This window comes from Allohahella sp. A8 (assembly GCF_047946665.1).
In the GTDB taxonomy this organism is placed as follows: Bacteria; Pseudomonadota; Gammaproteobacteria; order Pseudomonadales; family Oleiphilaceae; genus Allohahella.
Genome location: NZ_CP172312.1, coordinates 289,680 through 316,006 on the forward strand (window position 1 = coordinate 289,680; position 26,327 = coordinate 316,006).

26 protein-coding genes are annotated in these 26,327 nt (G+C 57.1%); 16 read left to right on the forward strand and 10 right to left on the reverse strand.

Going from position 1 to position 26,327, the window contains the following annotated elements; all coding sequences use genetic code 11:
- Positions 1-110 precede the first annotated feature (110 nt).
- Complete coding sequence (locus ACH3PB_RS01325) at positions 111-812, forward strand: phosphatase PAP2 family protein (RefSeq protein ID WP_416397677.1); 702 nt, start codon at positions 111-113, stop codon at positions 810-812.
- Here ACH3PB_RS01325 and ACH3PB_RS01330 read toward each other — a convergent pair.
- Both ACH3PB_RS01330 and ACH3PB_RS01335 read right to left on the reverse strand, forming a co-directional pair.
- Positions 799-1,947, reverse strand: coding sequence for an RICIN domain-containing protein (locus tag ACH3PB_RS01330; protein WP_416397678.1), 1,149 nt, complete (start codon positions 1,945-1,947; stop codon positions 799-801). The two genes, ACH3PB_RS01325 and ACH3PB_RS01330, sit on opposite strands and share 14 nt — an antisense overlap.
- Before the next feature lie 140 nt (positions 1,948-2,087).
- On the reverse strand, positions 2,088-2,555 hold the full coding sequence (locus ACH3PB_RS01335) for a hemerythrin domain-containing protein (RefSeq protein ID WP_416397680.1): 468 nt from the start codon (positions 2,553-2,555) through the stop codon (positions 2,088-2,090).
- Between the two features lie 138 nt (positions 2,556-2,693).
- Between ACH3PB_RS01335 and ACH3PB_RS01340 the strand changes: the two genes are divergently transcribed.
- Positions 2,694-3,143 carry an RDD family protein gene (locus ACH3PB_RS01340; RefSeq protein ID WP_416397681.1) on the forward strand — a complete coding sequence of 150 codons (450 nt, stop codon included), beginning with the start codon at positions 2,694-2,696 and terminating at the stop codon, positions 3,141-3,143.
- Here ACH3PB_RS01340 and ACH3PB_RS01345 read toward each other — a convergent pair.
- The gene (locus tag ACH3PB_RS01345; protein WP_416397682.1) at positions 3,126-3,590 is read right to left on the reverse strand and encodes a hemerythrin domain-containing protein; all 465 of its coding nucleotides are present in this window, start codon (positions 3,588-3,590) and stop codon (positions 3,126-3,128) included. The genes ACH3PB_RS01340 and ACH3PB_RS01345 overlap by 18 nt on opposite strands.
- A 146-nt stretch (positions 3,591-3,736) precedes the next feature.
- Between ACH3PB_RS01345 and ACH3PB_RS01350 the strand changes: the two genes are divergently transcribed.
- The 10 genes from ACH3PB_RS01350 to ACH3PB_RS01395 all read left to right on the forward strand — a co-directional run bounded on the left by ACH3PB_RS01350 (position 3,737) and on the right by ACH3PB_RS01395 (position 13,287).
- Positions 3,737-4,744 (forward strand): 2-hydroxyacid dehydrogenase, encoded by a 1,008-nt coding sequence (locus tag ACH3PB_RS01350; protein ID WP_416397683.1) that lies wholly within the window; start codon positions 3,737-3,739, stop codon positions 4,742-4,744.
- A gap of 120 nt (positions 4,745-4,864) precedes the next feature.
- Positions 4,865-5,698 (forward strand): phosphonate ABC transporter ATP-binding protein, encoded by an 834-nt coding sequence (phnC, locus tag ACH3PB_RS01355; protein WP_416397684.1) that lies wholly within the window; start codon positions 4,865-4,867, stop codon positions 5,696-5,698.
- Positions 5,699-5,706: 8 nt separating this feature from the next.
- Positions 5,707-6,567, forward strand: coding sequence for a phosphate/phosphite/phosphonate ABC transporter substrate-binding protein (gene phnD / locus ACH3PB_RS01360; protein ID WP_416399502.1), 861 nt, complete (start codon positions 5,707-5,709; stop codon positions 6,565-6,567).
- A gap of 8 nt (positions 6,568-6,575) precedes the next feature.
- Positions 6,576-7,394 (forward strand): phosphonate ABC transporter, permease protein PhnE, encoded by an 819-nt coding sequence (gene phnE, locus ACH3PB_RS01365; RefSeq protein ID WP_416397685.1) that lies wholly within the window; start codon positions 6,576-6,578, stop codon positions 7,392-7,394.
- Positions 7,395-7,423: 29 nt separating this feature from the next.
- Positions 7,424-8,440, forward strand: a complete 1,017-nt coding sequence (locus ACH3PB_RS01370) for a phosphonate dehydrogenase (RefSeq protein ID WP_416399503.1) — start codon at positions 7,424-7,426, stop codon at positions 8,438-8,440.
- Positions 8,433-9,302 carry a LysR family transcriptional regulator gene (locus ACH3PB_RS01375; protein WP_416399504.1) on the forward strand — a complete coding sequence of 290 codons (870 nt, stop codon included), beginning with the start codon at positions 8,433-8,435 and terminating at the stop codon, positions 9,300-9,302. Before ACH3PB_RS01370 ends, ACH3PB_RS01375 begins: the two co-directional genes overlap by 8 nt.
- A 117-nt stretch (positions 9,303-9,419) precedes the next feature.
- Complete coding sequence (locus ACH3PB_RS01380) at positions 9,420-9,779, forward strand: metalloregulator ArsR/SmtB family transcription factor (protein WP_416397686.1); 360 nt, start codon at positions 9,420-9,422, stop codon at positions 9,777-9,779.
- Positions 9,776-10,813, forward strand: coding sequence for an ArsJ-associated glyceraldehyde-3-phosphate dehydrogenase (locus ACH3PB_RS01385; RefSeq protein ID WP_416397687.1), 1,038 nt, complete (start codon positions 9,776-9,778; stop codon positions 10,811-10,813). The genes ACH3PB_RS01380 and ACH3PB_RS01385 overlap by 4 nt, the downstream gene beginning before the upstream one ends.
- 18 nt (positions 10,814-10,831) lie before the next feature.
- On the forward strand, positions 10,832-12,064 hold the full coding sequence (gene arsJ / locus ACH3PB_RS01390; protein ID WP_416397688.1) for an organoarsenical effux MFS transporter ArsJ: 1,233 nt from the start codon (positions 10,832-10,834) through the stop codon (positions 12,062-12,064).
- Entirely contained in the window at positions 12,061-13,287 is a 1,227-nt protein-coding gene (locus ACH3PB_RS01395) for an MFS transporter (protein WP_416397689.1), read from the forward strand. The genes arsJ and ACH3PB_RS01395 overlap by 4 nt, the downstream gene beginning before the upstream one ends.
- Here ACH3PB_RS01395 and ACH3PB_RS01400 read toward each other — a convergent pair.
- Genes ACH3PB_RS01400 through recQ form a run of 4 tightly spaced genes read right to left on the reverse strand, consistent with a single transcriptional unit; the run spans position 13,223 to position 17,530 of the window.
- Positions 13,223-14,281 carry a lysylphosphatidylglycerol synthase transmembrane domain-containing protein gene (locus ACH3PB_RS01400; RefSeq protein ID WP_416397690.1) on the reverse strand — a complete coding sequence of 353 codons (1,059 nt, stop codon included), beginning with the start codon at positions 14,279-14,281 and terminating at the stop codon, positions 13,223-13,225. The two genes, ACH3PB_RS01395 and ACH3PB_RS01400, sit on opposite strands and share 65 nt — an antisense overlap.
- 4 nt (positions 14,282-14,285) lie before the next feature.
- Positions 14,286-15,239: a prolyl aminopeptidase gene (pip, locus tag ACH3PB_RS01405; RefSeq protein WP_416397691.1), complete on the reverse strand. Its 954-nt coding sequence runs from the start codon at positions 15,237-15,239 to the stop codon at positions 14,286-14,288.
- A 27-nt stretch (positions 15,240-15,266) separates the two neighbouring features.
- Positions 15,267-15,698, reverse strand: a complete 432-nt coding sequence (locus tag ACH3PB_RS01410; protein ID WP_416397692.1) for an acyl-CoA thioesterase — start codon at positions 15,696-15,698, stop codon at positions 15,267-15,269.
- Entirely contained in the window at positions 15,695-17,530 is a 1,836-nt protein-coding gene (gene recQ / locus ACH3PB_RS01415) for a DNA helicase RecQ (protein WP_416397693.1), read from the reverse strand. Before recQ ends, ACH3PB_RS01410 begins: the two co-directional genes overlap by 4 nt.
- Positions 17,531-17,702: 172 nt before the next feature.
- Between recQ and rimO the strand changes: the two genes are divergently transcribed.
- The 4 genes from rimO (at position 17,703) to ACH3PB_RS01435 (ending at position 22,784) form a co-directional block, all read left to right on the forward strand.
- Positions 17,703-19,091 carry a 30S ribosomal protein S12 methylthiotransferase RimO gene (gene rimO, locus ACH3PB_RS01420; protein WP_416397694.1) on the forward strand — a complete coding sequence of 463 codons (1,389 nt, stop codon included), beginning with the start codon at positions 17,703-17,705 and terminating at the stop codon, positions 19,089-19,091.
- Positions 19,092-19,409: 318 nt separating this feature from the next.
- Positions 19,410-19,895 (forward strand): DUF3015 domain-containing protein, encoded by a 486-nt coding sequence (locus ACH3PB_RS01425; protein WP_416397695.1) that lies wholly within the window; start codon positions 19,410-19,412, stop codon positions 19,893-19,895.
- A 20-nt stretch (positions 19,896-19,915) separates the two neighbouring features.
- Positions 19,916-21,940: a DUF4105 domain-containing protein gene (locus ACH3PB_RS01430; RefSeq protein WP_416397696.1), complete on the forward strand. Its 2,025-nt coding sequence runs from the start codon at positions 19,916-19,918 to the stop codon at positions 21,938-21,940.
- On the forward strand, positions 21,927-22,784 hold the full coding sequence (locus ACH3PB_RS01435) for an alpha/beta hydrolase (RefSeq protein WP_416397697.1): 858 nt from the start codon (positions 21,927-21,929) through the stop codon (positions 22,782-22,784). Before ACH3PB_RS01430 ends, ACH3PB_RS01435 begins: the two co-directional genes overlap by 14 nt.
- Before the next feature lie 23 nt (positions 22,785-22,807).
- Here the strand turns inward: ACH3PB_RS01435 and tpx are convergent, their stop codons facing one another.
- The 3 genes from tpx to gatA all read right to left on the reverse strand — a co-directional run bounded on the left by tpx (position 22,808) and on the right by gatA (position 26,323).
- Entirely contained in the window at positions 22,808-23,305 is a 498-nt protein-coding gene (gene tpx, locus ACH3PB_RS01440; RefSeq protein ID WP_416397698.1) for a thiol peroxidase, read from the reverse strand.
- 65 nt (positions 23,306-23,370) lie between these two features.
- Complete coding sequence (gene gatB, locus ACH3PB_RS01445) at positions 23,371-24,819, reverse strand: Asp-tRNA(Asn)/Glu-tRNA(Gln) amidotransferase subunit GatB (RefSeq protein ID WP_416397699.1); 1,449 nt, start codon at positions 24,817-24,819, stop codon at positions 23,371-23,373.
- A 22-nt stretch (positions 24,820-24,841) separates the two neighbouring features.
- A complete protein-coding gene (gene gatA, locus ACH3PB_RS01450; RefSeq protein ID WP_416397700.1) occupies positions 24,842-26,323 on the reverse strand; it encodes an Asp-tRNA(Asn)/Glu-tRNA(Gln) amidotransferase subunit GatA in 1,482 nt (493 codons plus the stop codon).
- Positions 26,324-26,327: the final 4 nt, after the last annotated feature.

Consider the following 26,327-nt stretch of genomic DNA (forward strand, 5'->3'; position numbering starts at 1 on the left):
CTGTGCCGTGCACTACCGTATTCTCCTCAGGTATGAGAATCATTTCAGGAGGCGTGACATTGGGTATTTTGAGGCAGGCATGGGCGTTGATCAGGCGACAGGAGCTTTCAATGCTGCTGACCTTGTTCGTACTGGCGGGGATAGCCTGGACATTTATCTGGGTCACCGGTGAGGTTGTCGGTGGTGACAGTCATGCCCTGGATGAGCAGCTGCTGATGTCGATGCGGACGGCATCAGATCCATCGGATCCAGTTGGACCACACTGGGTTGAAGAGCTCATGCGGGACATTACCGGACTTGGTGGGGTGGGCGTGCTGACATTCCTCACGCTGGTCGTGGCCGGTTTTCTCGTGCTTCAGAGAAAAGGCAAGGTGGCGCTGGTAGTGCTCGTGACCATCGGTAGTGGCATCGCACTGAGTCTGTTGATGAAAATGGGCTTCGACCGGCCGAGGCCAGAGTTGGTGCCCCATGAGAGCTACGTTTACACCACGAGTTTCCCCAGCGGGCACTCGATGATGTCGGCCGTGGTGTACCTGTCGCTGGCCAGTCTGCTGGCGCGGGTGCAACAGAACCGCAAGGTCAAAATCTATCTGCTCGCTGTTGCGATGGTGCTGACCATGATGATTGGTATAAGTCGGGTATATATGGGCGTACATTGGCCCACCGATGTGCTGGCGGGCTGGATGGCTGGTGCCTTCTGGGCGCTGCTGTGCTACATGGTCACGAGACACCTGCAGCACAGCGGGGCAGTCGAGCCGGAGGGGCTCGACGAAGACCCGGACGCCGTGAAAACGTCGCTTACTGGCCGCTGATATTGGCGCTTGTACAGCTCTTCCACTTGCCGATACAGATCGAACCGGCATTGTCGAGTGTGCTATTGGTGATGCGCGCCGTGGAAACAGGGCTGTCGGTTCTGAAGATACCTTCCTTCAGGTTCGAGATGCTGCAGTTGTCGACCGTGATGGAAATCGGGAACGTGGTGCCGCCGTTCTGACGAATGAACTTGCCCATGCTGTCAACCTTGCAGGCGCTCACGCTGATCGTGCTGGCCGCGTTGGCCTGCAGGAACTTGTCACTGCCGTCGTAGGCTTCGATGTTCCTCAGCACGACCTTACCCCCGCTCGATTTGATGGTCAGCGCGTCTTCACCGACGTTGGTCCAGCGCACGTTTTCGACTGTGGCGCCGTTGTAGACGTGAATACCATCGGCGCCATTGTTGCCAATGATAACGTTCTTCAACGTGGCGCCATTTTCCAGCCGGAACACCGGCTTCTGGCTTTCATTCTGGCTGCCATCGCCCAGGGCTGAAGTCGGGTTGAAGGTTTTGCACTTGCCGTCGAAAACGCCACCGTTCACACGAATAGTCTCCGCAACAGTCTGGCTGCCAGTCGACTTGCAGTTGGAACCGCGGTTCGGCAAGGTCGTCGGTGGCTGTCCTGTGCTGCCGTCTGTGGTCACAGGGCGGAAGTACCACTTCTGGTTGTCTCCGCCAAGAAGCGGCCATTGACGCACATCAGCGCCTGCTGTCTTGTTCCAGCCCCAGACATCGAGCGCCATGCCGCTGTGACGCGAAACTACGGTGTAGTAGCCATCGCCAGCTGCCCTGATCTGCCACTGCTGATTGTAGTTGCCGGTGGAAGACCACTGACGGATATCACCGCCCGCAGCTGTGCTGAACTCGAATACGTCGAGGGACTTGCCACTGTGCACGGCATGAATGGTGTAATAGCCATTACCAAGGTTCTCGACCTTGAAGTGCTGGTTTCTGGCACCCCTGTAATCCCACTGGATGGCATCAGCGCCGTCAGCCGAGCTGGCGCCAGCAACGTCCAGTGCGAGATTGCTGTGTTTGGCGATAAGGGCGTATTGACCGGTAGCAACTTCTGCAGTTGCGAATGGGGTGAGCGTAGCGAAGGTAAGGGCAATAGTTATTTTTTTATATGACATTTCGAGGTCCTGACTTTTTCTGGTTACACGGGCTTCAAGCCCCAACGGGGCTTCCGAGCGTCCAAAGTAAAGTTCAGTCGAGGCCTTGTCATCGTCGGATTGAGGCGGTTTGCTGCATCTGAGACATGCTTCACGATCGGTTAGAGAACCAGTAGGTCACTCCGATCCTTACTATCTTCATCGGCTTTTGCCTGCCGGTACAAGGCGCCGAGCCTGGCCTTCTGCTCAGACGATAGCATGAGCTGACCAACCGGAAAGAGTTCATTCTCCTCTTCGTCAAGATGCCGATTCACCAGAGTCTGCAGTTGCTGGAACGTGCCGGCCCAGTCAGTAGGCGCTTCGCCTTTCCCGCCCAATACCTTGATCAGGTCGACAATGGCATCATGTTCGGCAATGTGCTCGCTCTCATCGTGTGAAGGACTTTCGCCAAGCATGGAGTCGTATAGCGAGCGCTCTTCAGCCTTGGCATGCGCAATGAGCGCCTTGCCGAGGGCTATGAAAGCTGGCGAGCGGCGGTGGTTATCGTGTTTACATTCGTCCACGGCGGTCATCAAGGCTCTGATCGCTGCGTGGTCCCTGATCACGGCCTGAAAAATGTCGTCTGCCATGTCGCAAAATCCTCTGTTGCTGACCGGGTCGCTCTGTAAGCAGTCGCGGTTGTTCAAGCTAAGGATAGATCACGTGGACGCAGGCGTTGGTCATTGCTACCTTAGCCACTTCAGGATTGATCTGTTAAAGGACATGATATGCGCGAAACACAGTACGCCGGCTTCTGGATTCGTGCAGGTGCCGCACTGATAGACTCCGTCCTGGTCCTGATCATCATAGCCCCACTGCTTACTTTCATCTACGGCAGAGGCTATTGGCGAGGTGAGGCCTTCATCTATGGCCCTGCAGACGTGCTCATATCCTACGTCGCGCCAGCCATACTGGTCATCCTGTTCTGGATCTACAAATCGGCAACGCCGGGCAAGCTCTGGTTGAACATCGAAATCGTCGATGCTGAAACCGGTGGCCGTCCAAGTAAGTGGCAATTGATCAAGCGGTACCTGGCCTACTACGTTTCGTTGCTGCCGTTCTGCCTGGGCTTCTTCGCCGTCGGCAGCGATCGGCGCAAACAGGGCTGGCACGACAAGCTGGCTGGCACGCTTGTCGTCCGCAGGGGAAAAGGCGAAACCTCAGGGCAGGAAGTCTGATCGATCCTTCTTGTCTTCAACCGCTTTTTCCTTCTCGTACAGCGCGCCGAGTTCGTTCTGTTTGCTGGTCGACAGCACGTCCCGGGCAGCCTGGAAGATCTCCTGTTCTTCTTCTTTCACATGGTGTTCGACCAGTTCCTTGAGTTCGCGGAATTTCGGTAGCCACTGTGAAGAAGACATCTCCGTAGCCGACACCTCTTTCATGGCGTCTTCCATATCCTTATGTTCGCTTATGCTGTGCGTGGCTTCATCCTGACTTTCGGCTGAGCCCAGCATGGCGTGATAGAGCGTACGCTCTTCAGCCTTGGCGTGTGCGAGCAACTCCTTCACCAGCTTGACATAATTTTCTTGCCGCTCCTTCGAGGCGCCTTCGGTGCTTTCCAGCACCTTCATGATGTCCTTGGCGACTTTGTGATCATTCTTCAGTGCTTCGAAGATATCTGCCATTAGCCTACTCCTTGTTGTTTTTACCACCTGCGTTCAGGTGCACATCTTCGCTAGGTACGCCGTAGACGGAAAAATCGCTCAGCGAGGCTGTCATGCGGAAAGCGACGGCCGTATGATGAGACTTCTGGTCATGCCCGGGAGCACTGATGATGCGCGTTGCTTTCTTCAGCACACAGACTTACGACCGCAGCTTCTTCGACAAGCTGAATGCTGCCCACGGACATGAGCTGGTGTGGTTTGAAACACATCTGAATCAGAAAACGGCTGCACTCGCTGCCGGTGCGGAAGCGGTGTGCGTGTTCGTGAACGACACGCTCGATCCAGCAACCCTCGAAGTCCTCTCAACGCTCGGCGTGCGTTTCGTGGCCCTGCGCTGCGCCGGTTTCAACAATGTCGACCTGCCAACGGCCAAGAACTTGGACATGAAGGTCGTGCGTGTGCCTGAGTACTCGCCTTTTGCTGTCGCGGAGCACGCGGTCGCGCTGATACTGGCCCTGAACCGGAGAATTCCGCGAGCCTATAATCGGGTAAGGGACGGCAACTTCAAGCTAGACGGGCTCATGGGGTTCGATCTTCATGGGAAGACGGTGGGGGTGGTGGGTACCGGCAAGATCGGAGCCATCTTTGCGAGAATCATGCTTGGTTTTGGCTGTCGTGTGCTGGCGGTCGATCCGTATCCCGATTTGGTCTTGCAGCATGAGCTGGAAAGCAAGGGCAGTGGCTATGCCAGCATTGAGGAAGTCTTTGCCCAAAGCGATATCCTGAGCCTGCATTGCCCGCTCAATCAGCACACCAGTCATCTCATCGACGCCGATACCTTCCGGATGACCAAATCGACCCTCATGCTGGTCAACACCAGCCGTGGCGCACTGGTTGATACCACCGCTCTGATACAGGCGCTCAAGCAGGGACGCATCGGCAGTGTTGCGCTGGACGTTTATGAGGAAGAGGCCGAACTCTTTTTTGCAGATCATTCGGCCACGCTGATCCAGGACGATGAGTTCATGCGTCTGCTGACCTTTCCCAACGTTCTGATCACGGCCCATCAGGCGTTCTTTACCGAAGAAGCCATGAGCAGTATTGCCGCCATCACCTTGCAGAATCTTGCAGACCTTCAGCGCGGAGAAGGCTGTGCGAATGAAGTGCAGGCGTAGGCAATCTTCTTCGCTCAGCATTCAAGAAACTGTCACAAATAGTCAACCCGACTGTAAAGGTCCGCCTTCACCATTGCGTTCTGTAATGTAACTCGCGACAGAATTGCAAAAGGTGATGTGATGACGAGCAACAGATCTTCCGAGGCCATGCTGCATGTGCATGATCTCGGCGTGACTTATCCAGGCGATGTGGTGGCCCTGCGAGCCACACAGCTGTCCATGCATCGAGGCGAATTCACGGTTCTGCTTGGTTTATCCGGCGCTGGAAAATCGACACTTCTGCGCTGCATCAATCACCTGGTCGTGCCGACGACCGGTCGAATCGAGTCGGCGCGGCATGGCAACCTTGACAAGGCCAGCATCTTGCGGGCTCACCGTCGATCCACTGCCATGGTTTTTCAGCATCACCAGTTAATCGAGCGGCACTCCGCAATGCAGAATGTCCTGATGGGCCGCATGGCTTACCACGGCTTCTGGCGCAGTCTGCTGCCGCTGCCGCAGGAAGATATCGGTATAGCTGTGCAGTCACTGGAGCGGGTGGGCCTTGGCGACAAGCTGTTCACCAGGGTCGATCAACTTTCCGGTGGTCAGCGTCAGCGGGTCGGTATTGCACGTGCACTGGCACAGCAGCCCGAGATGATACTGGCCGACGAGCCTGTCGCAAGCCTCGACCCCGAGACGTCTGAAAAGGTCCTGACTCTGCTCCAGACCGTGTGCCGCGAAGACGGCATCACCGCCGTGGTATCGCTTCACCAGCTTGAATATGCCCGCCGTTTCGCAGACCGCATTATTGGCCTCGCCAACGCCTCTGTGGTCTTCGATGGTGCCCCAAATGAGATGACGGAGCAGGCGCTCGAGCGGATCTACCGCAACGTCAAGCACTGCCCCAAACCAAAACCCAGAAATCCTGAACCCGAAAAATCCCTTAACACACCGACGGAGATGGTCGTATGAAAACCCTGATTTCCCGCCTGATGCTCATTGTTTCGGCCTGCCTGCTACTCGCAGCCGGCCTTGTTCACGCTGCCGATGCTGATCCAGATCCTGACACACTGAAGGTGGCGTTACTACCTGATGAAAACGCATCGGAACTGATCAAGAGAAACAAGCCGCTGAAGGACTATCTGGAAAAGGCGCTTGGCAAGGACGTCGAACTCATTGTAACCACCGACTACTCCTCCATGATCGAAGCCATGCGCTTCGGACGCATTGATCTGGCCTACTTCGGGCCGCTCTCGTACGTTCTGGCCAAGAGCAAGAGTGACATTGAGCCTTTTGCTGCCATGGTAATGGACGGCAAGGCCACCTATCGCTCAGTCGTGATTGCCAATGCTGAAAGTGGCATCGATAGCCTGGAAGATATCAAAGGCAGGAAAATGGCCTATGGCGACCGGGTCTCTACTTCGAGCCATCTCATCCCCAAGACCATGCTTGCTGAAAAAAACCTTGTGGCAGGTGAAGACTACGAAGCGCACTTCGTCGGCTCCCACGATGCTGTCGCCGTATCAGTGGCGAACGGCAACGCAGATGCTGGTGGCCTGAGTGAAAATATATGGGGCTATCTGCTCGATCGCGGGCTTGTCGACGCTTCCAAAGTGAAGGTGCTTGGATACAGCAAGGAATACCCACAGTTCCCGTGGACCATGCGCTCCAATCTCAAGCCTGAGCTGAAGCAGAAGATCACTGGTGCCTTTTTGAACCTGAAAGATCCAGATGTGCTCAAAGGCTTCAAGGCTGAGGGTTTTACGGCCATCTCCGATCAGGAATATGATGTGATTCGCGAAATGGGCAGCATTCTGAAGCTCGACTTCGCCAAACTCTGAGGTCGGTGATGAATCAGCTCCTGACTGACACAACGATACAGGCGGAGGCTGCTTCCGCAGCCTATCGCCGCCATTGGCAGCGGGCCAGCCTGCAGGTCGCCGGCGTCCTGCTCGTCATCCTGATAGCCGCCTGGCATGTGAATCTTCTGGACGGCGAACTGCTGGTCGATGGCATCCCGGCCATTCTCACGCTCATGGCAGAATCGTTTCCGCCGCAGTTCACCAATGCAGCCGATTGGGTAGCACCGCTGATCGATACCCTGGCAATGAGCATAGCGGGGACTGCACTAGCTGTGATGTTTTCATTTCCGCTGGCCTTTCTCGCAGCCAGAAACACGTCACCTCATCCGGTGATCTACCACCTCGCAAGAACAACGCTTAACGCCTTGCGATCCATACCTGAACTCATCATGGGCATCATTTTTGTTGCCGCAGTCGGCTTCGGTGCGCTCCCGGGTGTGCTCGCCCTTGGTCTGCACTCAATCGGTATGGTAGGCAAGTTTTTTGCCGAAGCAATCGAGCACGTCGATGAAGCGCCGGTAGAGGCAGCAAGGGCTTCGGGCGCAAGCGAAATGCAGGTGCTCTGGCATGCCGTCCTGCCTCAGGTCATGCCGCAGTTCGCCGACGTTTCGATCTATCGCTGGGAATACAACTTCAGGGCCTCCACTGTCATGGGCATGGTTGGCGCCGGTGGTATCGGCTTCGAACTCATGGGCTCATTGAGAATCATGCAGTACCAGGAAGTCAGTGCAATCCTGCTAGTGATTCTGTTCATGGTCACGCTGGTCGATGGCCTGAGCGGCTACCTGCGCAAAAAATTCAAGTAACAGGATCGTGTCAGATGGAAGATAAAAGAATCAGGCCGGTGGTGGTTGTTACGCACCGCTTGCACGACGAAGTTCTGGCAGGGCTGCAGAGCCACTGCGATGTGGTGGCCAATCAGACATCACAGACCTTGCCTCGCGACGAGATCATTCGGCGGTGTAAGTCCGCTGATGCACTGATGGCCTTCATGCCGGATCGTGTCGACGAAGCATTTCTACAGGCTTGCCCGCAGCTGCGGGTCATTGGCGCTGCCCTGAAGGGCTATGACAACTTCGATGTGGAAGCTTGCGCCAGGCACGAGGTGTGTCTCACCTTCGTTCCTGATTTGTTGACCGTGCCAACCGCAGAGCTGGCCATAGGGTTGACCATCGGTCTGACCCGGCAGATTCGCGATGCGGACAAATTCGTTCGCAGTGGCGAGTTCAAAGGCTGGACGCCCGAGTTCTTCGGTCTCGGCATAGAGGGCTCGACCATAGGTTTACTGGGTTTCGGCGCAATAGGGCAGGCAATCGCCGAACGCTTGTCTGGCTGGCACTGTCACTTGATCTATAGCGATCAGCAGGTACAACCGGAGATCATGCAGCGCCGGTTCAAGATCTTGCCGGTCAGTTCGCAACAGCTGTTCGAGGTCAGCGACGTCGTCATTCTCGGCTTGCCGCTGCAGAAAGACACGATCCACGTGGTGAACCGCTCGGCTCTTCGCTGGATGAAAAAGGGCGCCTTTCTGGTCAATCCATGTCGTGGGTCGGTGGTCGACGAGCAGGCCATTATCGAGGCGCTCGAATCGGGACGACTCGGTGGCTATGCGGCCGATGTCTTTGAAATGGAAGACTGGGCGCGGGAAGATCGACCGATGGCAATTGACCCGGCCTTGCTCAATCATCCGCGAACGCTCTTTACAGCTCACATCGGATCGGCGGTCGATAAGGTGCGATGCGCGATTGAGCAGCGTGCCGCCGATAACATATTGCAGGCACTGAGAGGTGAGGTGCCACAGGATGCTATCCAGACCATGGCGAGGCCGGATCGACTGCATGGAGATCATTAATCTCAACCTGTTGAAAACCTTTCTGGCGTTGATTCGCTCACGGAGCTTTCAGGGCGCCGCCGGGAGCCTTGCCATTGCCCAGCCGACAGTTTCGCTACATATCCAGAAGCTCGAGGAGCAGCTCGGTGTGCCGCTTTTCCGCCGTCTGCGAGGTGGCTGCGTACCTACCAGTGAGGCCTGGGCACTTTTGCCATATGCCGAGAATCTGCTTGGCCTCAACGAGCGTGCGTTGGCCGCAGTGCGAGGCCGCCATGTCCGGGTGGGTGCCAGCTCCAACATCGGCATCTATCTGCTGCAGCCTTATCTCCAGAGCTTTTTCAGATCCAACGAGTCGAAAAGCTTCGACATTGTGCTGGATCGAAATCCCGCAGTAGCCGAAAAACTGGAAACTGGCGAGCTGGATATAGGCTTGATGGAATGGTGGGACAAGCGACCCGGCCTCGTGGCGAGGCCATGGCGCCGCGAAGCCCTCGTTGTCATCGTGCCCCCGGAACATGAATGGTCAGATGCTGCTTTCGTCACCCGCAAGATGCTGCAGTCGGTATCGCTGATTGGCGGTGAATCAGGGACCGGAACAGGGCGGCAGCTTGTGAAATATTTCGGTTCGGCAGCAGCCGTGCCTCGGGTATCGAGGCAGCTGGGTTCGACCGAGGCGGTAAAAAGTGCGGTGAAAGCCGGTCTGGGCGTGTCGATGGTGCTCGAGTCTGCTGTTTCGGAAGAAGTAGCATGCGGTTCATTGGTTGCCCTGCCACTTGAAGGGCGTGATCTCTTCAAGGACCTCTGGCTGATCTGGCGGAGCGCTGCCTGTGCCGAGCGCGGCTCCATGCCTCCCTTCGTGGAACATCTCCTTGGCACCGGCTAATACCTTTGCCGGGGACTTCGAGCCAAGCTTTTAATATACGTTATTGCGTATATCCATATATGCAGATATCATCTGCCAATATACTCGCTTCTTTAGCTGATTCCAACGAAGGGCACTATGAACCTATCCCCGCCGGAACTGTTCAAATGTCTCGCCGACGAAACCCGCGTTCGAATCGTCCTGCTCGTGGCTCGCGAAGCCGAGCTCTGCGTCTGCGAACTGACTGAGGCACTCGAGGTTTCACAGCCCAAGATTTCACGTCATCTGGCACAGCTTCGTGCCTGTCAGCTACTGGAGGATCGAAGGCAGGGTCAGTGGGTCTACTATCGTCTCCATCCACAATTGCCAGACTGGGCGCGAGAGGTGGTGAAAGTCACCGGACAGGCTAACACTGACTGGCTGATGGAGACCGCAGGCCGGCTCGCTCAGATGGGCGATCGACCCACACGTGCGGCCCGCTGTGGACCGCTGACATGAAGGCACTCGGTATGGCTGGCACAAACAAGATACGCGTAGGCATAAACGGCATGGGTCGCATCGGACGACTGGCAGTTCGTGCACTCTGGGAAATGCAGGAAGTTAAGATCGTTCAGGTCAACGATCCGGCAGCCGATGCGGCGACCTTCGCCCACCTGATCAATTTCGACTCGGTGCACGGTCGCTGGAAGCACGAAGCCTCTGCCGAGGGTGACACGCTCGTTATAGCGGACAGGCGCATAGCCGTGTCAGCGAACAAGGCCATTGAAGACACCGACTGGTCTGACTGTGATGTCGTCATCGAAGCCAGTGGCAAGATGAAGACTACGGCTGTCCTGCAGGCCTATCTGGACCAGGGCGTAAAGCGGGTAGTGGTGAGTGCACCGGTGAAGGAGCCGAGTGTCCTCAACGTGGTGATGGGGGTGAACGATCATCTTTACGATCCCGCCAGGCACTCGATCGTCACGGCAGCTTCCTGTACAACCAACTGTCTTGCGCCAGTCGTGAAGGTGATCCATGGGGCGCTGGGTATCCGCCATGGTTCGATCACGACCATTCATGACCTGACCAATACCCAGAGCATTCTCGATCAGCCCCACAAGGATCTGAGACGGGCGCGTGCCAGTGGCATGAGCCTGATCCCAACCACTACTGGCTCCGCCACGGCAATCACCGAAATCTTTCCGGAGCTGAAGGGACGCCTCAACGGACATGCCGTTCGCGTGCCGCTCGCCAACGCCTCGCTCACCGACTGCGTGTTTGAGGTCGAACGCCAAACGACTGTCGCCGAGGTCAATGACCTGCTCAAGGCCGCTGCCGAAGGTGAGCTGAAAGGTATTCTTGGCTACGAAGCCCGTCCGCTGGTATCAATCGACTACCGCACCGATCCGCGCTCATCGATCATCGATGCGCTCTCCACAATGGTGATCAACGGGACCCAGGTCAAGATTTATGCCTGGTACGACAACGAGTGGGGTTATACCTGCCGGACCGCAGAGCTGGCACGGCTCGTCGGACTCGCAGACCGGAAGTAAGCCACAGGAAGTCCCGTTATGAAGCGCTTGTCTGGGCTATCCCACGAAGTTCGTCAATATGCAATAGTCACCGGCAACTACTGGGCCTTTACACTGACCGATGGCGCGCTGCGCATGCTGGTCGTGCTGCACTTTCACAGCCATGGGTATTCGCCACTACAGATCGCCTCGCTCTTTCTGTTCTACGAATTTTTCGGCATTGTCACCAACCTGGTGGGCGGCTATCTCGGCGCCAGACTAGGTCTCAACCGCACGATGAATATCGGTCTGGTTCTCCAGGTGGTCGCGCTTTTGATGCTCGTCGTGCCCTCAGACTGGCTGACGGTGGTCTGGGTCATGGCTGCCCAGGCGCTTTCGGGTATCGCCAAGGACCTGAACAAGATGAGTGCGAAGAGCGCCATCAAACAGCTGATTTCAGGGGATCAGCAGGGGGCGCTGTACCGTTGGATCGCACTGCTGACCGGTTCGAAAAATGCGCTGAAAGGTGTGGGTTTCTTCATGGGCGGCGCGCTCCTGGCGTGGCTGGGATTCCGCTACGCCGTGCTGGCCATGGCTATTGCACTCAGCCTGGTCTGGATCGGCAGTCTGGTATGGCTGAAAAAGGATCTAGGTCGGGCCAAGGGGAAACCCAAGTTTCATGAAATGCTTTCCAAGAGCCGCGGCGTCAACGTCCTGTCTGCTGCCAGACTGTTCCTGTTTGCCGCCCGCGACGTCTGGTTCGTGGTCGCGCTGCCTGTTTATCTCAGCAGTGAACTGAACTGGGATTTCTGGCAGGTCGGCGGCTTTCTGGCGCTCTGGGTTATTGCATACGGAATCGTACAATCACAGGCGCCGATGATCACCGGTTCGCGGGCGGGGCGAATTCCCGATGGCCGGTCAGCGCTTCGTTGGGCGCTAGCGCTGACAGCCTTCCCAGCATTGATTGCTCTTACCCTATCCAGCGGATTTCCTGTCGAGACTGTGCTGCTGGTCGGACTGCTGGCCTTCGGCGCGTTGTTCGCCGTTAATTCCTCGCTTCATAGCTATCTCATCGTCTCTTATGCAAGAGAGGAAGGCGCATCGCTCGATGTAGGCTTCTACTACATGTCCAACGCTGGCGGTCGGCTGCTGGGTACGCTTCTGTCTGGCTGGATGTACCAGGCACACGGTCTTGCCGCTTGCCTCTGGATCTCCACCGCTTTTCTGGCGCTGGCCGCCATCATTTCAGTCGCGTTGCCGCGTCATCAGAAGCCGACTGTCCACCCGATATGAGCCTTACGGCGATCAGGGCCAATTACCTGCTGATCGCACTTGGTCTGGTCCTGGTCCTCAGCTGGGGCAGCCTCTATTACAGCCTGGCTGTGCTGGCAAAACCACTGCAGGCAGCGCTGGGCTTCAGCGAATTCGTGGTGTTTGGCGCCTTCACGCTCAGTGTTCTGGTTTCGGGCCTGATGGCCCCGATGGTAGGTCGCTGGATCGATAGGGTAGGCGGCCGTCTTCCTCTGGCGCTCGGCTCGGCGCTGGCGGCCCTGGCCTTCGTGATACTGGCGTCCACAGACCGCCTCGCGTTATATGTTCTTGGGTGGCTGGTCGCTGGTGTCGCCATGTCGCTTTGCCTCTATGACCCCGTCTTCGTAGTCATCCATCAGGTACTGCCAACCCGGTTTCGCCGTTCAGTCACTGCCCTGACGCTATTCGGCGGTTTTGCCAGTACGGTTTTCTGGCCATTCAGTCACTGGCTGATAGAACTCGGTGGCTGGCGGGAAGCGTTGCTGGTTTTCGCCGCGCTCCATCTGTTCATAGGCGTCCCGGTGCATCTGCTGATGGTGCCAAAGAAGCTGGATTCGAGCGCAGAGCATTCCGCCTCCTCAGGGCCTACTGCTGCCTCAGCTGAAGCTCATCTGCCGAGGCAGATACAGGCGGCAGAGCGTCAGCTGGCCTGGTTAGCGGTGTCCTTCGCTTCGGCGATGGCAGTATTTGGAGCACTTTCACTATTCCTCATCGAGGCGCTGGCCAGCCGCGGCTTCGCTCGCGCGGATGCCGTCTGGTTGGCAGCGGCCATTGGCCCGATGCAGGTCCTTGGTCGCCTCGTGGAATGGCGCTTTGCCAACACCAGTAGAGCAGTCACCGTTGGCGCCGTTTCTTTATTGCTGCTGCTCGTCAGTGTGCTGCTGTTGAACCTGATGTCGCCCATCTGGACCCTAGGGCTACTGTTTGCGGCGTTCTATGGTGTCGCCAACGGGCTGCTGACGGTGGTCCGCAGCACTGTTCCTGTCGAACTCTTTGGCGCAAGCAATGTCGGCGCCACACTGGGTCGCCTGGCTCGCCCGACCTTTATCGTCAAGGCGCTGATGCCAGCTGTTTTCGCAGGTCTGCTCGCTCTCGGAATCAGTCTTTCGACCGCGTTGTGGTCTCTGGTCGGATTTGCAGTTATTGCCGCAATTGCTTACGGGTGGCTCCTGTCACAGGATCGGCGACGGTCTGTTCACGGATAGCGACATTGCATTCATGGCGATCATCGCGAGACCTGTGCAAGGCTGCCTCCACTACTGCTCCGGCCAATGCAGCGGCCAGGGGGCCGGTGTACATGAGGATTGACCAGGCTGTCGCCTCAGCCGCGCCGACGCCATATGGCGCCAGTAGCAGAATCATGCTCGCCTCCCGGACGCCAAAGTTGGCGAACGATATTGGCAACATGGCGAGCAGAAAGACTACGCCAAAGATCCACGTCACCGTGGAGAACGCTGGCGTCAGCTCCAGCGCAAGACCAAAACAGAACATGCCCGCCACCGCTATGAGGTGTGCAGTACAGCCCGCCAGAATGAGCGAGAAGATCTGCCACCAGCCAAGGTTTCTGACCAACTGCAGCTGTGACAGGGCTGCCAGTATCGCCTGGACAACGCGACCCTTACTGCTGGCAAAACGACGCTGCAGTCGTGGCGCAAGACCGAAAGCGCTGACGGTTAATCTGAGCAGGCTGGGGAGCAGCAGCAGGACAAGCAGCGCGAGTGCTATCAGGGCGAGTCGAGGCAAAGTCAGGTTGCCATCGCTTGCTGGCAACAGATCGATCAGCCATGCCGTACATATGAGCAGCCCGATTGTCAGAGCCGCCACCGCCTTGTTGACGAACAGGTTGGTCAGCGCAGCGGCGCCGCTCGCCCCAAACTGCCGATATTTCACAAAGGTCACTGCGCCGCCTGCGATGCCACCAGGCAGGAACAGCCCGTAAAATGCCGTGGCCAGCACGATCTTCAGCATGATCCAGAAGCCTATGCGGAGCTGCTGGAAATGGGCGAGCAGTTGCATTCTGGCGGCGGTGACGAGACGCAGCAGAACCTGCAGCAGCAAAGCGGCAATAACCCAAGGCCACTGCGCGCCGGCCAGTTGTCGAGCGATGTCACCCAGGGGCGCGAGCTGGAGCACCAGCGCGACCGCCGCTATCGTCAGGATGATACGCAGCACCAGGCGCCGGCCGCGCCTGGGTTTCATGGCGCTATTGGCGGGCGAAACGGTCGGTAGCTCGGATCAGCTGGTCGAGAATTCCAGGCTCGGAATAGGCGTGGCCAGCGCCTTCAATGAGGTGGAAGTCAGCCTCGGGCCAGGCCTCATGCATGGCATAGGCATAGCGAGCCGGGCAGGGCATGTCGTAACGGCCATGCACGAGCACAGCAGGAATATTCCGCAGCTTATGAAGATCCCGCATCAGCTGGTTGTCCTCCAGCCACGCGCCATGACTGAAGTAGTGATTCTCGATGCGGGCGAAGGCGAGCGCGAACCGGCCATCACTGAAGGCCGAGGTCATACCTTCATCTGGCAGCAGAGTAATGGTTTCGCCCTCCCAGATCGTCCAGGCTTTAGCAGCCTCCAGCTGCGCGTCTCGGTCATCACCGGTCAGTATACGGCGATAGGCTGCGATCATGTCGCCGCGCTCACTTTCGGGGACGGGCGCCTGGAAACGTGCCCACTTGTCCGGGAACAGTTCAGAAGCACCAAACTGGTAATACCAGTCCAGTTCGGGCTGCGTGAGGGTGTAGATGCCGCGAAGTATCAGCTCACTGACACGTTCAGGGTGTTTCTCCGCATAGGCCAAAGCCAGTGTCGAGCCCCACGAGCCGCCAAAGACCAGCCACTGCTCTGCACCGGCCAGTTTGCGCAGACGCTCAATGTCGTCCACCAGATGCCAGGTCGTGTTGGCCTCGAGCTCGGCATGCGGTGTTGAGCGTCCACAGCCGCGCTGGTCGAAGAGCAGTACATCATAGTGTTCAGGGTCGAACAGTCTGCGATGCTCGGCATTACAACCGCCACCGGGTCCACCGTGGAGGAAGACAGCGGGCTTGCCACCCCGCCGGCCGCAGCGCTCGTAATAGATGCTGTGACCGTCGCCGACATCCATCATGCCGGTCTCGTAAGGCTCGATGGGTGGATAGGGTGTGCGAAGCTGCGACATAGTAATCCTGATATAAGATAGGTGGGCTCAGCCGTCGATGGCGTCTGCGATAGTCTGCGGAATTGCGCAGGATGTATTCTTGTTATAATCGTAGTAAACGACCACACCACTGCCTTTCGCCACAACTTTCTGCTGCGCATGACTGAATATTTCATAGCTCATTGTGAAGCGTTTTTCAGCACGGTCGGTGATGCTGGTGCCGATGGTAATAACATCGGGATAAGTCAGCGGTGCCAGAAATTTGCACTCGGTCGAGCCGAGAATCGGGCCGATCTGTGACTGCTTCATCAAGTCGTTGACCCCGGTGTGGTCGAAGTAACGGATACGGATGTTTTCGAAATAACGGAAGTAGATCGTGTTGTTGACATGGCGAAATGCGTCCATATCACCCCACTGGATTTCCTGGGTCATCGTCAGCGCCATACGCGCCTTGAACGCGCTTAGTGCCTCGTCTGTCATCTGATTTCTTCCTGTGCTGGTTGATTGTTGAAAGCGGCAATGGTCGCCAGAAAATCCGTAGCATAGCGCTGAAGTTTTGCTTCGCCGACGCCGGATATCTCGCCGAGCGCTGCCTCACTCGCAGGCTTGAGCTCAAGCATCTGCATAAGCGTAGCGTCATGGAAGACCACGTAGGGCGGCACGTTCTGCTCACTGGCCAGTCGAGAGCGGCAAGCCCTCAGTGCTTCCCACAGGTCCATTTCTTCTTCCGGTACGTTCACGCCGCGCTTGCCACCGGAGCTGGTGGTCTTGGCGGTTCTGGTCGGTGCGGGCGGATCTTCGCGAACACTCAGTGTGATGTCTCCACGAAGTAGTGCACGCGATTTCTCCTGAAGCCGGAGCGCACCGAAACGTTCCGAGTCCGAGTAGACGTAGCCCTGCACGATGAGCTGTCTCAGCAGGGACTGCCACTGCGCAGCAGTGCGCTCCTTTCCAATGCCGAAGACGCTGAGCTGGTGATGCTCGCTCTGGAACACCTTGTCGCTCTCCTTGCCACGAAGAACATCGATTACATGGCCTGCACCGAAGCGCTGACCTGTTCGATAGATGGTTGATAGCAGCTTCTGCGCGGCCTCTGTGCCATCCAGCGTTTTCGGCGGACTCAGGCAGACATCGCAATTTCCGCAGGCTTCTGGTGAGGCTTCATCGAAATAATTGAGCAGTGCATGACGTCGGCAAGTGGTTGCTTCACACCAGCCCAGCAGCTGGTTCAGCTTATTGCGTTCGAAGCGTTTGTGCTCTGGTGACAACGATGAATTGTCCACCATCTGGCCGAGTCTCACGACGTCCTGCAGGCCGTAGACCAGCCACGCTTCGGCTGGCTCGCCATCACGCCCGGCTCGGCCAGTCTCCTGGTAATAGGACTCGATGGTCTTGGGCAGATCAAGATGGACCACAAAGCGGACATCCGGCTTGTCGATCCCCATGCCGAAGGCAATGGTCGCCACGATGATGACAGCCTCTTCTCTCAGGAAGCGTTGCTGATGAGTTGTCTTCAGGGCCGCGGGCAGTCCGGCATGGTAGGGGAGGGCTGTATAGCCGAGTCCGCTTAGCCAGGAGGCCGTCTCCTCGGTCTTCTTGCGCGACATGCAATAGATGACACCAGCCTCGCCCTCATGCTGACTCAAAAACTGCTTGAGCTGACGGCGCGCATCCTGCTTCGGGGCCACCGTGTATCGGATGTTGGGGCGATCGAAACCGCCGATGAGCCGTTCTGGCGAGTGCAGGTGCAGATTTTCGATGATGTCTTCGCGGGTGCGCGCATCAGCGGTCGCGGTCAGAGCGATCACAGGCACCTGCGCAAAGCGCTGCTTGAGTTGACCCAGACCCAGGTAATCCTGACGGAAGTCGTGACCCCATTGCGAAACGCAGTGCGCTTCGTCCACGGCGAACAGGCTGATGTCGATGCTGCTCAGCATGTCGAGGCTGTATGGCAGCAACAGGCGCTCCGGCGCCATGTATAACAACTTGATCTCCCCCTTGCGCAGGCGGGTTTCAATAGCTTGTTGTTGTTGCCGGTCTACGGAAGAATTCAACACTTCCGCTTCGATGCCGAGCAGCTTCAACGCCGCGACCTGATCTTCCATCAAGGCGATAAGCGGCGAAACGATAACAGCCGTACCAGTCAGGACCAGCGCCGGAATCTGATAGCAGACGGACTTTCCGCCACCGGTAGGCATGATGACCAGGGCATCACGCCCTTTGAGCACGGCCTGAATGGCGGCAGCCTGCTCACCTCGAAAATCGTCATATCCATATGTGTCGCGCAGAACTGCACGGGCTTGATCCATCATGCGCCGTTACTCCTGTGGATGAAAAAACGCCGAGTATATCACTGAAGCTGCTTCGTCACCCACCGTGGCCACGACAGGGGCAGAGGGATCGACGTGACAGATGAGCGAACTTGCCGCTCATTTGATATACTACGCCCCGAAATTTTCCTTCCTCTAATTTTGAGAGCATTTCATGGCCGTTGAAATTCATACGCCTCAGGCTAGCACAGGCGCAGCGCCGAAGATCGGCATGATTAGTCTGGGCTGCCCGAAAGCCCTGGTCGACTCCGAGCGGATACTGACCCAGCTGCGGCTTGAAGGCTATGAAGTCTCTCCGAGCTACGAGGGTGCGGACGTTGTCGTGGTCAATACCTGCGGCTTCATCGACAGTGCGGTGGCCGAATCTTTCGATGCGATTGGCGAGGCGATGCGCTCGAATGGCAAGGTCATTGTGACCGGTTGTCTGGGTGCAAAGTCGGGAGACGTGCTAGAGCGCTATCCTGACGTTCTGGCCGTTTCAGGTCCGCAGGCCTATGAATCTGTAGTCGACGCCGTACACCAGCACGTGCCAGCACCGATGAACCACGACCCGTTCACCTCGCTGGTGCCGCCGCAGGGTATCAAGCTCACGCCACGTCATTACGCCTATCTGAAGATTTCCGAAGGTTGTAATCACAAGTGCACGTTTTGCATCATTCCATCCATGCGCGGCAAGCTCGTCAGTCGCCCGATCGGTGAAGTGCTCGACGAGGCGCAGCGGCTGGTTGACTCGGGGGTCAAGGAACTGCTGGTAATCTCTCAGGATACCAGCGCCTATGGCGTTGACCTGAAGTACAAGATGGCGTTCTGGCAGGGTCGTCCGGTGAAGGGCAACATGCTGGAGCTGTGTCGGCAGCTCGGTCAGCTCCGTGCGAAAGACGGCAGCAAAGCATGGGTGCGCCTGCACTATGTTTACCCCTATCCCCATGTCGATGATGTCATTCCATTGATGGCAGAAGGACTGGTGGTACCTTACCTTGATATTCCCTTCCAGCATGCGAGCCAAAAAGTCCTCAGGGCCATGAAGCGGCCCGCGTACGCAGAAAACACGCTGGCAAGAATTAAACTGTGGCGCTCGATCTGCCCCGAGCTGATCATTCGTTCGACCTTCATCGTCGGCTTTCCTGGTGAGACTGAAGAAGACTTCCAGATTCTGCTGAATTTCCTGGATGAGGCGCAGCTTGACCGGGTTGGATGTTTTGCTTACTCGCCGGTGGAAGGGGCAACTGCAAATGAGCTGGCTGATCCGGTGCCCGAAGACGTGAAGCAGGAGCGGCTGGCTCGATTCATGGCCAAGCAGGCTGTCATCAGCGAAGCACGGTTGAAGAATCGTATCGGCGAAGAAATCGACGTGCTGATCGATGAAGTGGTCGAAGAAGGCATAGTCGGTCGATCAAAGGCTGACGCGCCGGAAATCGATGGTCAGGTATTCGTTGACCATAGAAGTACCAAGGACCGGCTCGAACTCAAGCCCGGACAAGTCATTCGTGTTCGGGTCATTGATTCAGACGAGCACGATCTGTGGGGCGAGCATCTGGCCTAGCGCCTGCCAGGCGCCGCTAGAGCGCGCTGCCCAGAAAACCCAGACCAGCTATTGCGATAAGCCCGCCGCCTGTGCGGGTGAGTACGGTGGCCATTGGCGCCATGACGCCCACGTCCCGCGGCTACACCGGCTAACTGCAAGCACCCGCTCATCAGGAGGAAACCGGCGTTGTAAAGCGGCCTGCCGAAATCATCGGACGATAGCTTTTTACGGCTCTGTGCTTATACTCGTTGGTGACACTCCCCTGGCAGTTCAATGACTGAGCTGCCTGCTGAGTGGCTTGATACACATGAGCATACCTAAATAGGACACATTACAATGAAAAAGATCTTTGTGGGTTTTGCACTGGCGGCGCTGTCCGCCTCATCATTTGCTGCCAACACACATGGCCCGGCAGGTTGTGGTCTCGGTACAGAAGTCGTTTTCAGAGATGCGAACGAATGGCATGAGCATGTTCTGGCGGCGACTACCAATGGCACATCCGGTAACCAGACTTTTGGTATTACTTCAGGCACTTTGGGTTGTCAGGATGCCGGTGGCCCCTTGGCTGCTGACGTCAACAGCTTCATTGATGCCAATCTCGAGCAGATCGCGGCTGACACCGCACGTGGTGATGGCGAGACTCTGCAGGCTCTGGCCGACGTGATCGGTATCGAACAGGCAGATCAGCCACACTTCAAGGCACAGATGCAGGCAAACTTTGATACGCTGTTCCCAGGCGAGCAGACAACTTCTGGTCAAACCTACAACGGTGTCGTCACCGTGATGGCTAAAGACGCTGCACTTTCGAAGTATCTTGGTTAATACGATCCAGGCTGGTGCCATTGGCTCCAGCCTTTCCTTCTGACCGGTTCTCCATGGTCATTGCCTTGCAACACAGCTTTGTGAGTCATTGTATTTCCAGTTTATCCATAATTCTCGCGCTCATCCCAGCGATGCTATGCCTGGCTACAACTTCTGCTGCCGAAATAGCGAATCCATCTAATCGAGACGGGATCACGCCTGCACTGCTCCAACAGGTAGCGACTGAATCGACCTGGCTGCACCTGCTGCACTACCATCGCGCTGGGCTGCTGGCGAGCTACGAAAGCCAGGTTGACGATGACGAATTCTTCTTCAGCCCGGAGGGGGTGACTGATCCTGAAGCCGAACTGAAAGCTACGATAGCTGCCTTCGAGCGAGATGCTGAGGCTGGCGCAACCGATGCTGCCGCCCAATGCCGCTTTCCAGCGCGATTTCACTGGCTGAGCCAGCGCATCGACGCTTTGAAGTCACTGAAGGTGGACTGCGCGGAGTTCCAGGCATGGTCCGACAAGATTGGCGGAAGGGGCTTGAGCCTGATCTTCCCGGCCGCTTTCATCAACAGCCCATCATCCATGTTCGGCCATACCTTGATCAGGGTGGATCGAGGTGAGGACAGCAATCCACTGCTGGATTACGCGGTGAACTATGCGGCTAATGCGAATGCCGAAGAGGATCCGCTGCTGTTCTCAATAAAGGGGCTTGCAGGTGGCTACCCCGGTATCGTAAGCATCGTGCCGTATTACGAGAAGGTGAAGGAATATCACTTTCTGGAAAGTCGAAACGTCTGGGAATACGAGCTTAAAGTGACTCAGCCGGAGGTCGACCAGTTCGTCCGTCATGTCTGGGAAATGCGCCATGTAGAGATGGACTACTACTTCTTCACCGAAAACTGTTCCTATCAACTCCTGGCCCTTCTGGACGCGAGCAGCGATCGCTTCGATTTTACCGATGAGTTTCTTGTACGAGCCATTCCGGGAGACACCGTGCGCATTCTGGTGGAAGCTGGCAGGATCGGCGAGACGGAATTCCGAGCCTCTGCCTCGGCTGAGCTCGAAGAAGTGAGCGGCCAGCTCAACCGCGATCAGATTGCAGCAGTTCGACATTATATTGAGGGTCCGCCGCAGGATCCTGAAGCCTGGCTGGCCCGGTTGCGCGAGGACGGACTGAATGCTGACGATGAGGCCAGTCGAGCACTACTGGATACAGCCTATCGTTATGCCCGATTCCTGGCTGCCAGAAAGAAAGTGAGCGAACCCGGGCTGGGTCGGAAGACTATTCAACTATTATCGTCGCGCAGCAAGCTGGGTACGGCAGCCGTCCGTTCGAAAAGTCGGCCAGCTGTTCGTGACGATGAGGGCCATGAGACTTTGCGCCTGGAATCGAGTGCCGGTTTTGCTGCAGACGAGCCCTATCTGGAGTTCGGTGTTCGCCCGGCTTTTCACGATCTGCTCGATCCGGTTAGCGGCTATCCGCCAGGCGCCTCGCTTGAGATGTTCAGACTCCGTTTACGTCAGGCGCTCTCTGAAGATGCCGCATTGCGAATTCACGATTTGACCTTTATCGATATCGACTCTCGATCACCAGTCAGTGCGCTCGACAGGCCACTGTCGTGGGGCATTGCCTTTGGGCTCATCAGGGAGTCGACCTACGAGCCGCTTGCGCCATACATCCAACCGTCAGCTGGCATCACCTATGCGCTCGATGGCGCCACGCCTGACCCTGCTTCGAGGGGACTTACCCGAGGCTGGTTACTGACCGCGAGGATCAACGGCAGCCTTAGAGCCCATCGGGATATCGCATCAGGCTTTGCGCTTGCAGCCGGGCCTGAGCTGGGGCTCCTGCGGCAGTCCGATCAAGTGTCAATATTGTTGGAGGCCGCCCAGCACTTCAGACTGGCGGGGCGCGAATCCGACCCCTCATCGGCAGGTCTTCATGTCGCCTGGCACTTCAATAAATCACTTCAGCTGCGCGTTTCGGCTGAGTATCAGGATGATACGGCTGCACGGGGCTGGGGCGGGAGCACAGGCTTCTATGTCGCGTTCTAGCTCAGGGGCTGCCGTGCTCATTTTCGCGTTTGTACTGCTGACAGCAGGTTGCGAGAGCCTCACCGGTTTTCTCTTTTATCCGCAGACACAGTATCTCCAGACCCCTCAGCGTTACGGGCTGGAATGGCAGGACGTGGAGCTGGTGGCGAAGGATGGTACCCGGTTGAGAAACTGGTATCTGCCAGCGCGTGGAGAGCAGAGGGGGCGTATTCTGTTCCTACACGGGAATGGTGAGAATATTTCGACCCATCTCAATGCCGTCGCCTGGTTGCCTGATGAGGGCTACGCGGTTTTTCTGCTGGACTACCGTGGCTACGGACAGTCCGACGGCGCGCCGCTACTGCCATCGGTATTTCAGGATATACAGGCTGCGCATCACTGGTTACAGCAGGAGTCCTCGGCTACGCCGCTCACATTGCTGGGGCAGAGCATTGGCGGTGCGCTGGGGCTGACCTACGCCGCTCGCTGGCGGGGCGAGCTCCCGCAGTTCGATACCATCGTCATAGAATCAGCACCGGCTTCGTTGCCGCAGGTCGCAAGAGAGGCCATGGCTGCAAACTGGCTGACGTGGCTACTTCAGGCGCCGACTTTACTTTTACCGTCTGCCTATGATCCGGAGAAGACTGTTGGTGATCTCGATTCCGGACGCGTTTTGCTCATGCACGGCAGCAAGGATCGCATCGTGGACGTCGGTCACCTGCAGCAACTCGAACAGGTCTTGCCCAATGCTGAAGTCTATCAATATGAGGAGGGGCATATCCGTGGCTTCGCCGATGCTGACGTTCGCGAAGCGGTGCTCAGATTCATTCAGACGAAAGGGCCAGCCCCGATAGCTGGCCCATAGCGTCTTGAAGGGCAGCGCTGCTATCAGATAGCGGCGAGAGCGGCCTCGTAGTCTGGCTCATTGGCAATTTCAGCTACCTGCTCGCTGTGCAGCACCCGACCGTCTTCACCGATGACAACGATTGCGCGTGACAGAATGCCTTTCAGAGGGCCATCGGTCATGAGTACACCGTAGTCTCTGCCGAAATTGCCGTTTCTGAAGATCGAGGCGACGACCACATTACTGATACCTTCAGCGCCGCAGAAGCGACCAATGGCAAAGGGCAGGTCGGCGGAGATACAGATGACTGTCGTGTCGCTCTTCTGGGCAGCCTTCTCATTGAACTTGCGCACCGAGGTCGCACAAGTCGGTGTGTCGACGCTCGGGAATATGTTGAGCACGACATTACGGCCTTTATAGTCAGACAACGAAATTTCGGACATATCTGCTTTTACCGCGGTAAAATCAGGCGCTTCATCGCCTTTGGCGGGAAGGTCACCGTAAGTCGTTACCTTAGATCCTTTCAGTGTTGGCTGAGCCATCGTTCATTCCTTATAGTGAAGTGCTGAGTGGTAGTACCTGACACTGCCGTAGCGTCACCTTATGGTCAGTCTGGCAGCTTTTGCTTCAGTATGCTGTTCACCTGCTGTGGGTTGGCCTTGCCCTTGCTCGCCTGCATCACCTGACCGACAAAGAAGCCTATCATCTTGCCGCGCTTTGCTGGCTCTGCAGCCTGGTACTGCTCGACCTGAGCGGGATTTGCAGCGATAACCTGATCGACGATACCTTCGATGGCACTGCTGTCGGTAACCTGCTTGAGCCCCTTCTTCTCGATGATCTCGTCAGCGCTGCCGCCTTCGGCCCACATGGTGTCGAACACGGTTTTGGCAATCTTTCCAGAAATCGTGTTATCGCAGATTCTGGCGATCAGGCCGCCGAGCTGCTCGGGGGTGATTGGTGCGGCATCGATCGTGATGCTGTCCTGATTCAGTCGCTTGCTGACTTCACCCATCAGCCAGTTGGCACTCAGCTTGGCATCGCCAGATGTCCTGGCGGTTGCTTCGAAGAAGTCCGCCAGCTGACGCGAGGCCGTCAGCAGACTCGCATCATACTCAGAGAGTCCGTGTTCCGACTGGAAGCGGGCAGCTTTCGCCTCGGGTAGCTCGGGCAGGCTCTCTCGTATGGCCTGAATGTAGGCGTCGTCGATTACCACCGGTAGCAGATCCGGGTCAGGGAAATAGCGATAGTCGTTGGCGAACTCCTTGCTGCGCATAGGACGCGTTTCGTCCTTATCAGCGTCGTAGAGCCGCGTTTCCTGATCAATCGTCCCGCCATCTTCGAGAATATCGATCTGCCGCTCAATCTCGCCGTTGATGGCTTTTTCGACGAACTTGAACGAATTGACGTTTTTGGTTTCGGTACGTGTGCCGAGTTCGGTGCTGCCAGCTTTCCTGACCGAGACGTTGCAGTCACAGCGCATGGAACCCTGAGACATATCACCGTCGGAGATGCCGAGATAGGTAATGATAGTGTGCAACTTGCGAAGATAGGCTACTGCCTCTTTCGCCGACCGGAGTTCTGGTTCCGAAACAATCTCCAGCAGCGGTGTGCCAGCGCGATTGAGATCGATACCGGTCATGCCATGGAAATCTTCGTGCAGGCTTTTGCCAGCATCCTCTTCCAGATGCGCACGAGTCAGGTTGATCGTCCGTTGCTGACCTTCGTCACCGCTGTCTATCGAAAGCGTGCCGCCGAGCACGATGGGTGCCTCGAGCTGGCTGATTTGATAGCCCTTCGGCAGATCAGGATAGAAGTAGTTCTTGCGATCAAAGACAGACTCGTGATTGATATGGGCGCCAATGGCAAGACCAAAGCGCACTGCCATCTCAAGCGCCTTCTCATTGAATACCGGTAGCGTGCCCGGCAGCGCAAGATCGACAGGGCAGGCCTGGGTGTTGGGTTCGGCACCGAAGGCCGTACTGCTGCCTGAGAATATCTTGGAGTCTGTTGCCAGCTGGACGTGAACTTCCAGTCCTATTACGGCCTCCCAGCTCATCGTGGTGTCCTCGCAATCGTGCTCATTTCATCTCTCGTGCGGATGAAGGTGGTGTTCTGCTGTGCCAGTCGGTCAATTGCTGCCACTGGTGGGCAACGTTGAGCAGCCTGGCTTCATCAAAGTAATTCCCGATCAGCTGCATGCCGAGTGGCAGATCCGTGCCAGAGGCGTCTGCCATACCACAAGGTACCGAGATGGCAGGCAGTCCAGCGAGACTGACCGGTATGGTAAAGAGGTCTTCCTTGTACATGCTGACCGGATCATCGGTTTTTTCTCCCAGTCGGAAGGCAGCGCCGAGCGTGACAGGTGCCAGGAGCAGATCGACCTGCCCGAGCGCATCGACGAAGTCGTTCTTGACCAGCCTGCGTACACGTTGCGCCTGCTTATAGAAGGCATCCTGATAGCCGGCCGAGAGCGCAAAGGTGCCAATCAGGATGCGGCGCTGGACTTCGGCGCCAAAACCCTCGCTTCGCGAGCGGGCATAGAGGTCGGCAAGGTCGCGGGCGCCGTTGCACCGATGACCAAACCGCACGCCATCGAAGCGCGACAGGTTGGTGGAGGCTTCTGCCGGAGCGATGATGTAATACGCCGACAGGGCCAGGTTGCTGTGAGGCAGAGAGACATCAACGAAGCTGACACCCTGCTGTTCCAGCGTTTTCTTGGCCTCCATGATGGCATTGAGTACAGGACCTTCGCCGAGCGCTTCGAAATATTCTTTTGGCAAGCCAACCCGCAGGCCCTGTAAAGGCTTATTGATGTCCTTGAGATAGTCGGCAACCGGTTCCGCGCTCGAAGTGGAGTCGCGATCATCGGGACCAGCAATGGCGGAAAGCAGTAAAGCGGCGTCGTAAGCAGTACGCGTCATTGGCCCAGCCTGGTCCAGGCTCGATGCATAGGCCACCATGCCGTAGCGGGAAGTCCGGCCATAAGTCGGCTTCAGACCGGTGATGCCGCAGTAGGCTGCAGGCTGTCGTATCGAGCCGCCTGTATCAGTACCCAGTGCGCCAAGACACAGGCCCGCTGCAACTGCTGCAGCAGAGCCGCCACTAGAGCCGCCGGGGACGTGCTCTACATGCCAGGGATTTCGCACCGGTCCGAAGAAGCTGTTTTCGTTCGACGAGCCCATGGCGAATTCATCCATGTTGGTCTTGCCGACGAAGACGGCGCCCGTTTGCAAAAGGCGCGAGCTGGCAGTGGATTCAAATGGTGAAACGTAGTCCTCGAGCATCTTGGAGCCGCAGGTTGTCGGCATCAGCTCGGTACAGAAGAGATCCTTGATCGCAAGAGGAATGCCCGCCAGATCGAGTGGCGCGTCTTTCAGGGCCAGGTCGCGAGCGTAGCTGGTCTGTTGTTCCAGCTGGTCTTCGGTGGCAATGGTGATGTAGGCGTTGAGCTCAGGCTGTGCATTGCGGGCGCGAGTAGCGAATTCCGTGACAAGCTCTGCGATAGAGAACTCGCCGTTTCTCAGTCCCTCCAGGGCGGACTGTATGGTTTCTGGGAACATGATT

Coding starts and splice junctions, on each gene's coding strand:
- ACH3PB_RS01325 (WP_416397677.1), top strand. CDS start 111: ATGCTGCTGACCTTGTTCGTACTGGCGGGGATAGCCTGGACATTTATC.
- ACH3PB_RS01330 (WP_416397678.1), bottom strand. CDS start 1,947: ATGTCATATAAAAAAATAACTATTGCCCTTACCTTCGCTACGCTCACC.
- ACH3PB_RS01335 (WP_416397680.1), bottom strand. CDS start 2,555: ATGGCAGACGACATTTTTCAGGCCGTGATCAGGGACCACGCAGCGATC.
- ACH3PB_RS01340 (WP_416397681.1), top strand. CDS start 2,694: ATGCGCGAAACACAGTACGCCGGCTTCTGGATTCGTGCAGGTGCCGCA.
- ACH3PB_RS01345 (WP_416397682.1), bottom strand. CDS start 3,590: ATGGCAGATATCTTCGAAGCACTGAAGAATGATCACAAAGTCGCCAAG.
- ACH3PB_RS01350 (WP_416397683.1), top strand. CDS start 3,737: ATGATGCGCGTTGCTTTCTTCAGCACACAGACTTACGACCGCAGCTTC.
- phnC (WP_416397684.1), top strand. CDS start 4,865: ATGACGAGCAACAGATCTTCCGAGGCCATGCTGCATGTGCATGATCTC.
- phnE (WP_416397685.1), top strand. CDS start 6,576: ATGAATCAGCTCCTGACTGACACAACGATACAGGCGGAGGCTGCTTCC.
- ACH3PB_RS01380 (WP_416397686.1), top strand. CDS start 9,420: ATGAACCTATCCCCGCCGGAACTGTTCAAATGTCTCGCCGACGAAACC.
- ACH3PB_RS01385 (WP_416397687.1), top strand. CDS start 9,776: ATGAAGGCACTCGGTATGGCTGGCACAAACAAGATACGCGTAGGCATA.
- arsJ (WP_416397688.1), top strand. CDS start 10,832: ATGAAGCGCTTGTCTGGGCTATCCCACGAAGTTCGTCAATATGCAATA.
- ACH3PB_RS01395 (WP_416397689.1), top strand. CDS start 12,061: ATGAGCCTTACGGCGATCAGGGCCAATTACCTGCTGATCGCACTTGGT.
- ACH3PB_RS01400 (WP_416397690.1), bottom strand. CDS start 14,281: ATGAAACCCAGGCGCGGCCGGCGCCTGGTGCTGCGTATCATCCTGACG.
- pip (WP_416397691.1), bottom strand. CDS start 15,239: ATGTCGCAGCTTCGCACACCCTATCCACCCATCGAGCCTTACGAGACC.
- ACH3PB_RS01410 (WP_416397692.1), bottom strand. CDS start 15,698: ATGACAGACGAGGCACTAAGCGCGTTCAAGGCGCGTATGGCGCTGACG.
- recQ (WP_416397693.1), bottom strand. CDS start 17,530: ATGATGGATCAAGCCCGTGCAGTTCTGCGCGACACATATGGATATGAC.
- rimO (WP_416397694.1), top strand. CDS start 17,703: ATGGCCGTTGAAATTCATACGCCTCAGGCTAGCACAGGCGCAGCGCCG.
- ACH3PB_RS01425 (WP_416397695.1), top strand. CDS start 19,410: ATGAAAAAGATCTTTGTGGGTTTTGCACTGGCGGCGCTGTCCGCCTCA.
- ACH3PB_RS01435 (WP_416397697.1), top strand. CDS start 21,927: ATGTCGCGTTCTAGCTCAGGGGCTGCCGTGCTCATTTTCGCGTTTGTA.
- tpx (WP_416397698.1), bottom strand. CDS start 23,305: ATGGCTCAGCCAACACTGAAAGGATCTAAGGTAACGACTTACGGTGAC.
- gatB (WP_416397699.1), bottom strand. CDS start 24,819: ATGAGCTGGGAGGCCGTAATAGGACTGGAAGTTCACGTCCAGCTGGCA.
- gatA (WP_416397700.1), bottom strand. CDS start 26,323: ATGTTCCCAGAAACCATACAGTCCGCCCTGGAGGGACTGAGAAACGGC.